We start from the raw sequence: 12,665 nt of genomic DNA, 5'->3' as shown, positions 1-12,665 counted from the left end.
GACGGAGCTCACGCGGCGGATCCTTCGGGAGTGGCGGCCGCCGCGGCGCGCGCGGCGGCGGGGAGGGCGGCGGCGATGCGGTCGAACGCGTCCTCGTCGAGAGCGGCCGAGACGAACCAGGCTTCGAAGGCGCTCGGGGGCGCGTACACACCGGCATCCAGCAGCGCGTGGAAGAAGGCTGGGAAACGCCAGGTCTCGGCGGCCTTGGCGGCGGCGTAGTCGGTGACCGGGTTCTCGGCGAAGAACACGCTCACCATATTGCCCGCGAATTGCACCCGGTGCGCGACGCCTTCGGCGGTCAGCGCCTCGGTGAGCAGGCCGCCCAGGCGCTCGGAGTTCTTGTTCAGGGTGGCGTACACCGACTCGTCGGCGGTGCGCAGCGTGGCCAGACCCGCGGCCACCGCGACCGGGTTCCCGGACAGGGTGCCCGCCTGGTAGACCGGGCCCAGCGGGGCCAGGTGATTCATGATGTCGGCGCGCCCGCCGAACGCGGCGGCGGGCAGGCCTCCGCTCATCACCTTGCCGAAGGTGTACAGGTCGCCGGCCACGCCGTCGATGCCGAACCAGCCGGAGTGGCTGACCCGGAAACCGGTCATGACCTCGTCCATGATCAGCAGCGCGCCGTGCTCGGTGGTGAGCCGGCGCAGGCCCTCGTTGAAACCGGGGACCGGCGCGACCGCGCCCATATTGCCCGCGGCGGCCTCGGTGATGACACACGCGATCTCGCCCGGGTGGGCGGCGAAGGCGGCGGCCACGGCCTCGAGGTCGTTGTAGGGCAGCACCAGGGTGTCGGCGGCCTGGGCGCCGGTGACGCCGGGCGAGGTGGGCAGGCCCAGGGTGGCGACGCCGGAGCCGGCGTCGGCCAGCAGCGCGTCCACGTGCCCGTGGTAGCAGCCGCTGAACTTCACGATCTTGGTGCGGCCGGTGAAGCCGCGGGCCAGCCGGACCGCGCTCATGGTGGCCTCGGTGCCCGAGTTCACCAGGCGCACCCGGTCGACCGGAGCGACCCGGGCCGCGATGGCCTCGGCGAGTTCGATCTCGGCCTCGGTCGGCGCGCCGAAGGACAGTCCGCCGGTGGCGGCCCGCTGCACGGCCTCGACGACCGCCGGGTGCGCGTGCCCGAGGATCATCGGGCCCCACGAGCACACCAGGTCCACGTAGTCGTTGCCGTCGGCGTCGGTCAGCGTGCACCCGCGCGCGGAGGCGATGAACCGCGGCGTGCCGCCCACGGAATTGAACGCCCGCACCGGCGAATTCACGCCGCCGGGAATGACCGCCGCGGCGCGTTCGAAAAGGTGGGCTGAGACCGGGACCGACGCCTGGCTCACACGCGGAGAAGAACTCACGGCACCCAGTCTCTCAGCCGCCCCCGCCCCCGTCGACGACAGGGTGTAGTCGAGTGGCTCTTCCCACAGCCAACCCGTCATCTTCGCACCCTGGATCGAAGCGCGCATCCCGAAGGCCGACGGCTGAGATCATGGGAGCCGGCGAGCGGGTCCTCGATGACGCGGATCCGAGCAACACGCCGAAGTGAGATTCGGACAACGTAATTCGCTACTAGATAGCTGATGCGTAATGTCTCGACGTAGGAAACGGCTTCTGAGAGAGGGCGGGACGTATGCGGGTCGTTCGGTTCGGGGTAGGGATCATCGCGGTGGCGGCCGGGCTGGCCGCCGCGCCCGGGGTGGCGCAGGCCGCGGTGCCGCTGGTGCAGATCGACCAGGGGCGGGTGGGGGTGGCGCTGTCGCATCAAGAGACGGCCGCCATCGCCGACGGCCCCTTACCCGCGGTGGTCAGCATGTTCGTGCCGTTGAGCCGGATGGGCGCGGGCCTGGAGCCCGACACCACCATCTACAAGGACGACAAGGGCGGCGTGCACGCCTCCCTGCGCCAGGTGATGATGGAGGCCGCCGATCATCCCGACGGCACGGTGACCCTGTTCGTGAACCTGCCCGGCACCAAGGGCGGTCGCGTGCTGGATGTTTACCAGAACTGGAACTGAGGCGGAGACGGCGGCGCGGTCTGCGGTCGCGCCGCCGCACCCCCCGCTACGGGAGCGGAATCCCCAGGCAGAACGCGGCCCATCCGGTGGACAGCAGGCAGTTCAGCTGGGGCGGTAGTAGGTCTTGCCAGGACGTCGCCACCAACGGTGACCGGTAATCCGGGACGGTATCGACCGGGGCCGCGGCGGCCGGAGCCGCGACCACAGCGCCGACGAGCCCCGCGGCCAGCACCGCGGGGGCGATGCGTTTCACGAGTTCTGTGCGCTTCATGCGGATGATTCTCCGCGCCGGTCCGAGGGCGATAAGGCGAAACCCGACTTCGCACCCCTCAAATCGGTGTGTCGGACCGGGCTCGCCGAGCGCGAACCGTCGAATCGGACAAAACGTCAGCGGGTGAGCCGAACCGCCCGCGTGGCCCCGTCGATCAGCGACAGTCCGGCCATGATCACGAGCGCCGCGGACCCCGCCAGCCACGGCCCGACATAGCGGGTCGCACTGAACGACGGCGCCTCACCCTGCGCCTTGAACACCGTGGTCTGCACCCCGTGCCGCCAGCACCACACCGCCGCGACGGCCAGCACCGGAACCAGCACGATCTCGGCCGCTATCGTCAGCCACCGCATCACAGCGCCTCCCGAGGCTCGTCGTCGGTCCCGCGCGGGTGGCCCAGGGCCTCGGTCAGCGCCGCGCGCAGCGTGACATGGTCACGCGCCCACGCCTGCACCAGGCGACCGTCGGTCAGCTTCAAGCCGATTCCCTTGCGCCGCCGCGGTACTCCGGTCAGCTCGCCCAGCGCCCGCGCGGACTGCCAGTCCTCATAATCCCAGGACTCCTCGTCGTCTTCGGGCAGCACCTCGGCGATGTCGCGCAACGGCACCACCTCGGTGCCCTCGCGCAGCTGTTCCGGGGTCAGCTCAACACTGATGTGCCGCTTGCCCGCGATCACCTGCAACCAGACGAACCCGGCCAGCAGCACGCCGCAGAAGACGAGCCCGAACCAGTGGATGTCGCCGCCCCGGAACAGCTCGATGACCAGGATGATCGCGCACAGCGCGGGTCCGTAGGCGATGGTCCGCCAGCGCGCGCCGGGTTCGGAGAACAGCACGGCCCCGGGGGCGTTGATGGCCTCACTCATAGGTCGAGCGTAAAGATCGCGGAACGACTCAGTGGGCCAGGCCCGGAATCAGGAGTACGGCGAGGGTCAGCAGGCCGAAGAGGAACAACAGGCTCAGCACCGCGATATCACGCCGCAGGCTGTGCGGCTGCTGGATCACCACTCGCATCGTTGCTCCGCCTTCCCGGGGGGCTCGAGGCGCATGACGTAACGCGCGACGGCCGACTTCCGGTTCCCGAAATAGTTGTGACAGCCCTCACCATAACGCGTTGTCACCCCCGTAACAAACTCGGCGGTAACCTAGCGCGGTCCGGGCCGGAAGTAGGCGTCGGATTCGCTTCGGTAGCAGAGGAATACGGCCCCGCCCGCGAGCACCGCCTGCACGATGCCCGCGCCGCCGGCGATCAGCGCGGCCACGCCGCTCTCCTTGGCGCCGACGCCGAACAGCGTGCCCGCCGCGCCGAGCACCAGGAAGATGCCGAAACCGGTGAGAACCGCTCGGGCCCAGTTCTTTCCGCGCCCCAGCTGCCACACCACCGCCACCCCGGCTCCGGACAGCACCAGCCAGAACACCGCGACCAGCACGAACACGACGGCGGCCCAGACCTCCACCTGCGCCAGGGTGACCGCCGGTTGCTGCTCCTTCACCTGGTCGAACATCTGCTGCGCCAATTCGTTCCGCTGCCCGAACTGCGCGATCAGCGAGGCGATCAACTGCACCAGCCCGACCCCGAGTGCGGCGTACCAGAGCTGACAGGCGGTGCCGACGTCCTCGGGCGCCGGACGCGCCGGATCGTTCGGCGGGACCATGGGATTCACGATCAGAGCTACTCGTTCCGGTTCAGGCCAGCCAGTGCGCGGCCTCGGTGGCCCAGTAGGTGAGCACCATGTCCGCGCCCGCCCGCCGGATCCCGAGCAGCGATTCCAGGATCGCGCCGTTGCGGTCGATCCAGCCGCGCTCGGCGGCGGCGGTGATCATCGCGTACTCGCCGGAGATCTGGTAGGCCGCCACCGGCACCGTGGACCGGTCCGAGACCTCGCGCAGGATGTCCAGGTACGACATGGCGGGCTTCACCATGACGATGTCCGCGCCCTCGAGCAGATCCAGTTCCAGCTCACGGATCGCCTCCCGGCGGTTGGCCGGATCCTGTTGGTAGGTGCGCCGATCACCCTGCAGCGAGGAGCCGACGGCCTCGCGGAACGGCCCGTAGAACGCGGAGGCGTACTTGGCCGCGTAGGCGAGGATGCCGGTGTCGGTGTATCCGGCGGCGTCCAGGCCCGCGCGGATCGCGCCCACCTGGCCGTCCATCATGCCGCTGGTGCCGAGCAGGTCGGCGCCGGTCGCGGCCTGCGCCAGCGCCATCTCGACGTAGCGGGTGAGGGTGGCGTCGTTGTCGACCGCGCCGTGCTCGTCGAGCACGCCGCAGTGGCCGTGGTCGGTGAATTCGTCGAGGCAGGTGTCGGCCATGACGACCGTCGAGTCACCGACCTCCGACACCAGTGCGGACAGGCCGCGGTTCAGGATCCCGTCCGGGTCGCTGGCCCCGCTCCCCTGGGCGTCCTTGTCCTCGGGCTTCGGAACGCCGAAGAGCATGAGGCCGCCCACGCCCGCGGCCACGGCTTCGGCGGCCGCCTTGCGCAGCGAGTCCATCGAATGCTGGAAAACGCCTGGCATGGAGGAGATCTCACGCGGTTCGCCGATACCGTCGGCGACGAACATGGGCAGAATCAGGTGCCGCGGCTCCAGGCTGGTCTCGGCGACGAGCCGACGCATGGCGGGAGTGCGGCGCAACCGCCGAGGGCGGTCCATTCCGGTCATGCTCGCATGATATGCCCGGCTCGTGACCGGGGTGCGCGCGCCTCCGACGCCGGGCCCGGTCGACGTCCAAAGTCATTGTGAGCAGCCGTTTTTGTCGGTGGGTCCGAGTAGAATCGAAGATGTGTTCGAAGGGATCGCGCCGCGTTCGAAGGCGCGATCCCGGATCGCGACGGGAGGATTGGCCGTGCTCGCAGCCGTTACCAGCATGTCCGGCAAGGTGAACCGGGGCGCCGGGGTTCCGAAGAAGGGGGAGGTCATCGATCACGCGTGGCGGCCGCTGGCCAAGCAGCCGCTGCCGGCGGGGCGGCCGCGCACGTGGTACGTCTCGCACAACCGGCGATTGAAGGCCATGCGGCTGGCCATCGCGCTCCTGGATTCCGGGTCCTTCGGGCCCGACCAGGCCACCAACGAAAAGATCAGGGAGACAGCCGAAGTCATCGGCGTGCACCAGCCCTCGGACGCGACCTGCCGCATGGTCCGCCGCCTGATGGCGGCCCAGCGCTGACCGCCACGCGGCTCCGCTGAACGCGGCGGAGGCGCGCCGACGTCCCCACGACCGGACGTCGGTGCGCCTCCCACGCCCGTGCGGGCGCTAGGAGTTCAGGCAGCCGGTCTGGGTCGATCCCGGCGTGCCGGGATTGCTCGAACCGCTGGTCAGGCACTTCAACAGAGTCTGCAGGACGGTCACGGCGGGAATGCCGGACGAGCTGACCCCCGGCGCATCGGCGACCGGCGCCGCCACGCTCGGGGCCTCGGCGAGAGCCGCCGCCGGGGACAGGCCCGCGCCCAGCGCGAGTCCACACATCGCGATCAGGCCGACTGAAACACGCTTCATGAATGTTCACCTCTCGAAGATCGAATACCGAATGCAGCGTATGCATTTCGCTTCCGGATGAAACGACGACATTTCCTTGGGCATCCACCCAGCGAATCGGCGAGGCCGACATGCTCGCCCGGGCCGGAGGTCCTGCCGCGGACCCGTTGTTCGCGACCGGGCCGATCGATGACACGCAATCGCCGAGCCGCGCCGGAATCGGTCTCCGGGCCGAGCCGAACCACTCCGCGCCGTCACAGGTCCCGACCGTGCCGGGCGTGAGAACGACCCCGGCCCCGCGTCATCGTGACGCGGGGCCGGGGTGGCCGTTCATCGTGCCGAAGCTAGCGGCTGCGGCGGCTCTTCTTGCGCGGCGGCGGCAGCAGACCCTCGGCGCGCAGGTGGGCGGCGTGCTCGGCGAGCGCCTCGACGAGCGGGCCGACCTGGGCCACTTCGGGCTGCACGTCCACGCGCAGACCGAATTCGATGGCCGTCTCGGCGGTCTTGGGTCCGATGCAGGCCACGATGGTGCGGGCGTGCGGCTTGCCGGCGATGCCGACCAGGTTGCGGACCGTGGAGGACGAGGTGAACAGCACGGCGTCGAAGCCGCCGGTCTTGATCATCTCGCGGGTCTCCGCGGGCGGCGGGGACGCGCGCACGGTGCGGTAGGCGGTGACGTCGTCGATCTCCCAGCCGCGGTCGCGCAGGCCCTCGGCGAGGGTCTCGGTGGCGATGTCCGCGCGCGGCAGCAGCACCCGGTTGACCGGGTCGAAAACGTCGTCGTAGGGCGGGAAGTCGGCCAGCAGACCCTCGGAGGACTGCTCACCGGACGGCACCAGCTCGGGGTTGATGCCGAAGGAGCGCACCTTCTCCGCGGTGGCCTCGCCGACGCAGGCGATCTTCACGCCGCTGAACGCGCGGGCGTCCAGGCCGAATTCGCCGAACTTCTCCCACACCGCGCGCACCGCGTTGGTGGAGGTGAAGACGACCCACTGGTAGCGGCCGTCGACCAGGCCCTTGACCGCGCGCTCCATCTGGGCGGGGCTGCGCGGCGGCTCGACCGCGATGGTCGGGACCTCCATGGGGATGGCGCCGTGGTTGACGAGCTTCTCGCTCATCTCGCCGGCCTGCTCCTTGGTGCGCGGCACCAGCACGGTCCAGCCGTAGAGAGCGCGGGACTCCCACCAGGAGGTCTTGGCGCGCTTGTCCACTTCCTTGCCGACCGTGACCACCAGCGGGCCGACCAGCTCGGAGGCGGCGTTGTTCAGGGTCGCCAGGGTGGCGTCGATGGTGCGCTGCTGGCGAGTGGTGCCGCGCACCGTCACCGCGACGGGGGTCTGCGGCGCCAGGCCGTGTTCCACCAGCGCCGAGGCGGTCTCGGCCAGGTGGCCGGAGGTGGCGTGCAGCACCAGCGGGCCGGGGGCGGCCGCGACGGCCGCCCAGTCCACCTCGCCGCGGACGTCCACCACGGTGTGGCTGGAGCCGAGTTCGATACCCGCGTAGGCGGGCACGGTGGTGCCGGCCGAGAGACCCGGCAGCACCTCGAAGCTCAGATGCGAGCGGGTGACGGCGTTGATCTCCTGGATGACCGAGTCGGTGGTCATCGGGTCGCCGGAGACCAGGCGCACCACGTCGGAGCCGCCGCGGGCCTCCGCGATCAGGGTCTTGGCCACTTCGGCGGCGTCGCCCAGGGCGGGGCGCACGTCCACCGGGCGGGTCCCGTCGGCGCTCTCCTCGACCGCGATGCCGATCAGGGCGAGCACGCCCTTGTCGACGTCGGGATCGGTGAAGGCCAGCGTCGCCCGGCCGAGCACCTCGCGGGCCCGCACGGTCAACAGCGCCGGGTCACCGGGCCCTGACCCCACGAAAAGGATCCGACCGGGATTCTTCTTCGTCACTCGGCTCATCGGCTGTTCTCCATTGGGCTGGGATTGCTGTCGTCGGTGAGCTCAGCGGATTCCTCTGTGACGCTGAGCAGTTCGCGCGCCCCCAGCTCCAAGAGCTCGCGCGCCAGTGCCCGCCCCAGGTCCGCGGCATCCGCGACCGGTCCGACCACTGAAGCCCGGATCACATCCGAGCCGTCGATCGCCGCCGCGCAGGCGCGCAGCGACAACTCCTCCACCACCCGGCCGTCGTCGTCGAGCGATTCGACGACCTCCGCCAGCGCGCCGATCGGCGCGGTACAACCGGCCTCCAAGTCGGCCAGCAACGCCCGTTCCGCGGTGATCGCGGCACGGGTGCCGGGATCGTCGAGGGCGGACAGGATGGTCACGAGTTCGGTGTCCTCGCTGCGGCATTCGACGGCCAGCGCACCCTGCGACGGGGCGGGCAGCATCTGCACCGGTTCGAGCGATTCGGTGACGACGTCCAGGCGGTCGATGCGGGCCAGCCCGGCCCGCGCCACCACCACGGCATCCAGTTCACCGGAGGAGACCTTGCCGATCCGGGTGTCGAGATTGCCGCGCAGCGGCACGATCTCGATGCCCAGGCCCAGCGCCTTCAGCTGTGCGGCGCGCCGCGGCGCGGAGGTGCCGACCTTCGCGCCCGCGGGCAGCTCACCCAGCACCAGGCCGTCGCGCGCCACCAGCGCGTCGCGCGGATCCTGCCGGGGCGGGATGGCGGCGATGTCGAAGCGCGGATCCTGCGCGGTCGGCAGATCCTTGTACGAGTGGACGGCGATATCGACCGTGCCCGCGGCCAATTCCTCGCGCAGCGCGGCGGTGAACACGCCCACGCCGATCTTCTGCACGGGATCGGTGGCGTTCTGGTCGCCGGCGGTCTTCACGATGACCAGCTCGGCCTGCTGGCCGTTGGCGATCAAGGCGTCACGCACGTGCCCGGCCTGGGTGAGGGCCAGCAGACTGCCGCGGGTGCCGATGCGCCACGGGGCGTCGACCGTTCCGCGACCATAGGCCTGCTCCGCAGAGGGAGCGGTTATGTCGTTCTCGTGCACCATTGCTCCGGTCATGCGATGTGCCCCTGTTCGTCCCCCGGGTGGGCGGCGGTGAAATCATCGGCCAGTTCGCCCTGCAGGGCGGAGATCTCCATCGGCGCGGCAACCGCTTGCGCCGCACCGGGTTTGAGTTCGAACAGCTCGCGCAACGCCTCGGCGTAGCTGTCCCCGCCGGGTGTGGAGGCCAGCTGCTTGACCCGCACCGTCGGTGCGTGCAGCAGTTTGTCGACCACCCGTCGCACGGTACGGGCCACCTCGTCACGTTCGGTGGATTCGAGTCCCGGTAGTCGGGAGTCCAGGCGCAGTAGCTCGGCCTCGACCACGTCCGCGGCCATCTGGCGCAGCGCGGCCACGGTCGGGGTGACCTCGGCCATGCGCTGTCCGGCAAGGTATTTGGAGAGTTCGTCGGCGACGATGGTGCGCGCGGCGGCGGTGTCGTCGGCGGCCGCGCCGGCCGACGGGTCGCGCTGCAGCGTCTCGATGTCGATGACGGTGACCCCGGGCAGTCCGGCGACCGCGTGGTCCACGTCCCGGGGCAGGCCCAGGTCGCAGATGACCAGTTCCTCGGCGCCCGGCTTGGCCGACAGCGCCCGGTGCACATCGGCGAGGGTGACCACGGTGCCCACCGCGCCGGTACAGGTGATCACCACGTCGGCGGCGGCCATGGCCTCGGCCAGCCGGTCCATCTCGATGGCCTCGGCCTCGACGCCGTGCATGGTGGTGGCCGTGTTGGCCAGCCGCTGCGCCTTCTCCAGGGTCCGGTTCACCACGATGACCTTCGCGGCCCCGCCGCGCGCCAGCTGCGCCACCGCGAGCCCGCCCATCGCACCGGCGCCCAGCACCAGCGCGGTGCGCCCGGCCAGTGGGCCCTGCACGGCGGCCGCGCGATCCAGCGCCACCGACACCACCGACGCGCCCGCGCGGTCGATCCCGGTCTCGGAGTGCACCCGCTTGCCGACCCGCAGCGCGTGCTGGGCCAGCTCGTGCAGGGTGCGCCCGGCGGCCTGCTGGGCGTCGGCCGCGGCGTAGGCGGCCCGGATCTGGCTGAGGATCTGCTGCTCGCCGACCACCATGGAATCCAGGCCCGAGGACACCGCGAACAGGTGCTCGGCCGCGGCCTCCGCGTAGCGCACGTAGGCGTGCTTGGTGAGTTCGGGCAGCGGCAGCCCGGAATGCTTGGTGAGCAGTTCGCCGATCTCGCCGAGTGCGGGGTGGAAGGCGTCGACGACCGCGTAGACCTCGATGCGGTTGCAGGTGGAGACGATCATCGCCTCGGACACGTGCGTGGAGGCCAGCATCTTGTCGGTCAGCTTGGGCCGGTCGGTCTCGGTGATGGCGATCTTCTCCAGCACCGCCACCGGTGCGCTGCGATGTGAGATGCCGACGAGAAGCACGCTCATGGCTGGACCACCGCTCCCTTGCTGGTTGTGTCCGCGGTCTGGATCGTCGTCACCCGGCGGATCGGGGTGGACACCACGTTCGCGTCGGCGGAGCCGACCACGGCCGCGGCGGCGCTCATCGCGTCCTCGGCGGCCGATTCCGCGTTGCGGGCCCGCTCGAACGACAGCAGCTGCATCTCCACCGCGAGATCCACCCGTCGCACCTCGACGGTGGCCGGGGCCTCGAGAGCCAGGGCCGAGAAGCTCAGCACGCACTGCAGACCGGCCTCGACCAGCAGATCGCACACGCCCTGCGCGGCGGCGTCGGGCACGGTGAGCACGGCGATGGTGGGTTCCAGCGTGGCCACGGCGTCGGTCAGCTCGGCCACGTCGCGGACGACGAGTCCGCCGACGGTGGTCCCGATGACCGCGGGATCGTTGTCGAACAGCCCGACCATGGCGAAACCGCGGCGGCGGAAACCGCCGTAGCCGACCAGCGCGCGGCCCAGATGACCGGCTCCGACCAGCACCACCCGGTGTCCCTCGGAGAGACCGAGCACATCCTCGATGCGGTCGCGCAGCTTGATCACGTCGTAACCGACACCACGCACGCCGTTGGGTCCGAGGAAGGAGAGATCCTTGCGCAACTTGGCCGAACCGACACCCGCCGCGACAGCCAGTTCCTCACTCGATACGATGGCTACAGCGTCGTCGGCGAGTACGGCGAGCACCCGGAGGTACGTGGCCAGCCGGGCCACCGTGGCCTGCGGGATGTCCTTCTGCAGAGCCTTGGAGACGCCAGTCGGCGGCGTCTCTTGCTGCTCTGTCACGTCGCTTGCGCTCCTCGTCCGGCCGGGGGTGAGTGTCCGGGTTCTTTTGTCGACCCGACGCCGGGAGACCGTCGCGGTCCTTGCAGGCGAGGTCGAGTCAGGTTCAGGGGGTCGCTTCCGCTGCCCGAGAAGGCGGGTCGCGTGCCACCACCGTAACCGCTTGTGAAGCCCTGCACAAAGTCGGTGAATTCAGTCACTTTGCGGCGGGCTCCGGCCCCGGGTTCATTCAACCCTCATCAGCGCGAACCCGCTACGCAACACACCGGACGGGACAGACGGAGGGGGACCCCGGCGGAAAGCCCGGAAAATCCCCTATAACGCCCGGTTTCGCGAGGTAGATCCGGTTATTTCGCGAGGTCGGCGCGCAGCCGCGGCTCGTCCACGTCGAAATAGCTGTGCTCCCGGCCGTCCAGCAGCACCACCGGCAGCCGGTCCCCGTATTCGGCGCGCAGGCCCGGATCGGTGGCGGCGGCCGCGTCCACGTCCACCGTGGTCACCTCGACGCCGAACTCGGCGCAGATCGGGCGCAATTGTTCGAGTGCGGTGTGGCACAGCCCGCACCCGTCCCGGGTCAACAGCGTCACAGCATGTGGCGAATCGCTCATGGCCACCATCTAACAACTTCCCGATATGTCGTTCACCGTCTACGTTGCGGCCACTCCCGGGCGTTACTGTTGAGTTGTTCGCGCTAACAGGCGGAGGTACTGGTGCCGGAACGTTCGAAAGAGCAGGGAACGGGCTTCATCGCGGGACGATTCGGTGAATTCCCGGCGCGCTGGGGTCAGGGACTGGCTGACCTGCAGGATCAGTTCACCCGCATCACCCGCAGCCCCTTCGGTCCTACCGAGGAAGAGGTCCGCGCCAACCTGGCCGGCGAGGCCAGCGCCGACGCCGCGATCGCCCTCCACGACGCCGAGCTGGCGCTGCGCGACCTCGGCGACACGCCGACGCCCACGATCGCCCGCGACCTCACCGCCGCGGCCTTCTTCGACGTCGACAACACGATGGTGCAGGGCGCGTCGATCGTGCACTTCGCGCGCGGGCTGGCCTCGCGCAAGTACTTCAAGACCTCCGACCTGGTCGACATGGCCTGGAAGCAGGTCAAGTTCCGGGTCACCGGCAAGGAGAGCCACTCGGACATGGCGTCGGGCAAGGAGAAGGCGCTGTCCTTCATCGCGGGCCGCCCGACCGCCGAACTCGCCGCGCTCGGCGAGGAGATCTACGACGAGATCATCGCCGACAAGATCTGGCCCGGCACCCGGGCGCTGGCCCAGATGCACCTGGACGCGGGCCAGCAGGTCTGGCTGGTCACCGCCACACCGGTGGAACTCGCGCAGGTGATCGCCAAGCGGCTCGGTCTGACCGGGGCGCTGGGCACGGTCGCCGAGAGCGAGGACGGCGTGTTCACCGGCCGCCTGGTCGGCGACATCCTGCACGGACTCGGCAAGGCGCACGCGGTGCGCACCCTCGCCATTCGTGAGGGCCTGAACCTGAAGCGCTGCACGGCGTACTCCGACAGCCACAACGACGTGCCGATGCTCTCGCTGGTCGGCACCGCGGTGGCCATCAACCCGGACGCGGATCTGCGCGAGGTCGCCAAGAATCGCGGCTGGGAAGTGCGGGACTTCCGCACCGGGCGCAAAGCCGCGAAAGTCGGTGTGCCCACGGCCCTCGCGCTCGGCGCGGCGGGCGGCGCGGCCGCGGCCGTGCTGTCCCGGAAACGCGAAGCCAAGGCCAGCTAGCACGAAAAGCG

Annotated in this window: 15 protein-coding genes; 3 read left to right on the top strand and 12 right to left on the bottom strand. The window is 70.2% G+C overall.

The annotated features are described in order from the left end of the window. Nucleotides 1-8 precede the first annotated feature (8 nt). Nucleotides 9-1,346: a glutamate-1-semialdehyde 2,1-aminomutase gene (hemL, locus tag ACFRAQ_RS00690; protein ID WP_357090985.1), complete on the bottom strand. Its 1,338-nt coding sequence runs from the start codon at nt 1,344-1,346 to the stop codon at nt 9-11. A gap of 272 nt (nt 1,347-1,618) precedes the next feature. Between hemL and ACFRAQ_RS00685 the strand changes: the two genes are divergently transcribed. Next, complete coding sequence (locus tag ACFRAQ_RS00685) at nt 1,619-2,002, top strand: hypothetical protein (RefSeq protein WP_379092207.1); 384 nt, start codon at nt 1,619-1,621, stop codon at nt 2,000-2,002. Between the two features lie 46 nt (nt 2,003-2,048). Here the strand turns inward: ACFRAQ_RS00685 and ACFRAQ_RS00680 are convergent, their stop codons facing one another. The 5 genes from ACFRAQ_RS00680 to hemB form a co-directional block, all read right to left on the bottom strand. Then, on the bottom strand, nt 2,049-2,273 hold the full coding sequence (locus ACFRAQ_RS00680) for a hypothetical protein (protein WP_379092204.1): 225 nt from the start codon (nt 2,271-2,273) through the stop codon (nt 2,049-2,051). Nucleotides 2,274-2,389: 116 nt separating this feature from the next. After that, on the bottom strand, nt 2,390-2,626 hold the full coding sequence (locus tag ACFRAQ_RS00675) for a hypothetical protein (RefSeq protein WP_379092201.1): 237 nt from the start codon (nt 2,624-2,626) through the stop codon (nt 2,390-2,392). Then, a complete protein-coding gene (locus ACFRAQ_RS00670; RefSeq protein ID WP_357281860.1) occupies nt 2,626-3,138 on the bottom strand; it encodes a hypothetical protein in 513 nt (170 codons plus the stop codon). Before ACFRAQ_RS00670 ends, ACFRAQ_RS00675 begins: the two co-directional genes overlap by 1 nt. 279 nt (nt 3,139-3,417) lie before the next feature. Then, nucleotides 3,418-3,927, bottom strand: coding sequence for a hypothetical protein (locus ACFRAQ_RS00665; RefSeq protein ID WP_379092197.1), 510 nt, complete (start codon nt 3,925-3,927; stop codon nt 3,418-3,420). A 31-nt stretch (nt 3,928-3,958) separates the two neighbouring features. Further along, complete coding sequence (gene hemB, locus ACFRAQ_RS00660) at nt 3,959-4,936, bottom strand: porphobilinogen synthase (protein WP_379092194.1); 978 nt, start codon at nt 4,934-4,936, stop codon at nt 3,959-3,961. 184 nt (nt 4,937-5,120) lie between these two features. On the opposite strand from hemB, the gene ACFRAQ_RS00655 reads away from it, so the two are divergent. Further along, nucleotides 5,121-5,441, top strand: a complete 321-nt coding sequence (locus tag ACFRAQ_RS00655; RefSeq protein ID WP_357090974.1) for a hypothetical protein — start codon at nt 5,121-5,123, stop codon at nt 5,439-5,441. 87 nt (nt 5,442-5,528) lie between these two features. Here ACFRAQ_RS00655 and ACFRAQ_RS00650 read toward each other — a convergent pair whose 3' ends face one another. From ACFRAQ_RS00650 to ACFRAQ_RS00625, 6 genes are all read right to left on the bottom strand, one after another. Next, entirely contained in the window at nt 5,529-5,771 is a 243-nt protein-coding gene (locus ACFRAQ_RS00650) for a hypothetical protein (RefSeq protein ID WP_379092191.1), read from the bottom strand. 323 nt (nt 5,772-6,094) lie between these two features. Then, nucleotides 6,095-7,657 carry a bifunctional uroporphyrinogen-III C-methyltransferase/uroporphyrinogen-III synthase gene (locus ACFRAQ_RS00645; RefSeq protein ID WP_357090970.1) on the bottom strand — a complete coding sequence of 521 codons (1,563 nt, stop codon included), beginning with the start codon at nt 7,655-7,657 and terminating at the stop codon, nt 6,095-6,097. Next, the gene (gene hemC, locus ACFRAQ_RS00640; RefSeq protein ID WP_379092187.1) at nt 7,654-8,718 is read right to left on the bottom strand and encodes a hydroxymethylbilane synthase; all 1,065 of its coding nucleotides are present in this window, start codon (nt 8,716-8,718) and stop codon (nt 7,654-7,656) included. The genes ACFRAQ_RS00645 and hemC overlap by 4 nt, the downstream gene beginning before the upstream one ends. Further along, nucleotides 8,715-10,103, bottom strand: coding sequence for a glutamyl-tRNA reductase (locus tag ACFRAQ_RS00635; RefSeq protein ID WP_379092184.1), 1,389 nt, complete (start codon nt 10,101-10,103; stop codon nt 8,715-8,717). The genes hemC and ACFRAQ_RS00635 overlap by 4 nt, the downstream gene beginning before the upstream one ends. Then, nucleotides 10,100-10,912 carry a redox-sensing transcriptional repressor Rex gene (locus ACFRAQ_RS00630; protein WP_379092180.1) on the bottom strand — a complete coding sequence of 271 codons (813 nt, stop codon included), beginning with the start codon at nt 10,910-10,912 and terminating at the stop codon, nt 10,100-10,102. Before ACFRAQ_RS00630 ends, ACFRAQ_RS00635 begins: the two co-directional genes overlap by 4 nt. A 344-nt stretch (nt 10,913-11,256) precedes the next feature. Next, a complete protein-coding gene (locus ACFRAQ_RS00625) occupies nt 11,257-11,517 on the bottom strand; it encodes a glutaredoxin family protein (protein WP_379092177.1) in 261 nt (86 codons plus the stop codon). Nucleotides 11,518-11,619: 102 nt separating this feature from the next. On the opposite strand from ACFRAQ_RS00625, the gene ACFRAQ_RS00620 reads away from it, so the two are divergent. Continuing rightward, complete coding sequence (locus tag ACFRAQ_RS00620) at nt 11,620-12,654, top strand: HAD family hydrolase (protein WP_379092174.1); 1,035 nt, start codon at nt 11,620-11,622, stop codon at nt 12,652-12,654. The last annotated feature ends 11 nt before the right edge of the window (nt 12,655-12,665 follow it).

The sequence above is a fragment of the Nocardia sp. NPDC056611 genome, assembly GCF_042792755.1.
In the GTDB taxonomy this organism is placed as follows: domain Bacteria; phylum Actinomycetota; class Actinomycetes; order Mycobacteriales; family Mycobacteriaceae; genus Nocardia.
This window is presented reverse-complemented; position numbering and strand designations above follow the sequence as displayed.

What these genes read in the sequence shown, in the direction of transcription:
- ACFRAQ_RS00665 (WP_379092197.1), bottom strand. Translation starts at nt 3,927, where the DNA reads ATGGTCCCGCCGAACGATCCGGCGCGTCCGGCGCCCGAGGACGTCGGC.
- ACFRAQ_RS00675 (WP_379092201.1), bottom strand. Translation starts at nt 2,626, where the DNA reads ATGCGGTGGCTGACGATAGCGGCCGAGATCGTGCTGGTTCCGGTGCTG.
- ACFRAQ_RS00625 (WP_379092177.1), bottom strand. Translation starts at nt 11,517, where the DNA reads ATGAGCGATTCGCCACATGCTGTGACGCTGTTGACCCGGGACGGGTGC.
- ACFRAQ_RS00635 (WP_379092184.1), bottom strand. Translation starts at nt 10,103, where the DNA reads ATGAGCGTGCTTCTCGTCGGCATCTCACATCGCAGCGCACCGGTGGCG.
- ACFRAQ_RS00680 (WP_379092204.1), bottom strand. Translation starts at nt 2,273, where the DNA reads ATGAAGCGCACAGAACTCGTGAAACGCATCGCCCCCGCGGTGCTGGCC.
- hemC (WP_379092187.1), bottom strand. Translation starts at nt 8,718, where the DNA reads ATGACCGGAGCAATGGTGCACGAGAACGACATAACCGCTCCCTCTGCG.
- ACFRAQ_RS00685 (WP_379092207.1), top strand. Translation starts at nt 1,619, where the DNA reads ATGCGGGTCGTTCGGTTCGGGGTAGGGATCATCGCGGTGGCGGCCGGG.
- ACFRAQ_RS00645 (WP_357090970.1), bottom strand. Translation starts at nt 7,657, where the DNA reads ATGAGCCGAGTGACGAAGAAGAATCCCGGTCGGATCCTTTTCGTGGGG.
- hemB (WP_379092194.1), bottom strand. Translation starts at nt 4,936, where the DNA reads ATGACCGGAATGGACCGCCCTCGGCGGTTGCGCCGCACTCCCGCCATG.
- ACFRAQ_RS00670 (WP_357281860.1), bottom strand. Translation starts at nt 3,138, where the DNA reads ATGAGTGAGGCCATCAACGCCCCCGGGGCCGTGCTGTTCTCCGAACCC.
- ACFRAQ_RS00650 (WP_379092191.1), bottom strand. Translation starts at nt 5,771, where the DNA reads ATGAAGCGTGTTTCAGTCGGCCTGATCGCGATGTGTGGACTCGCGCTG.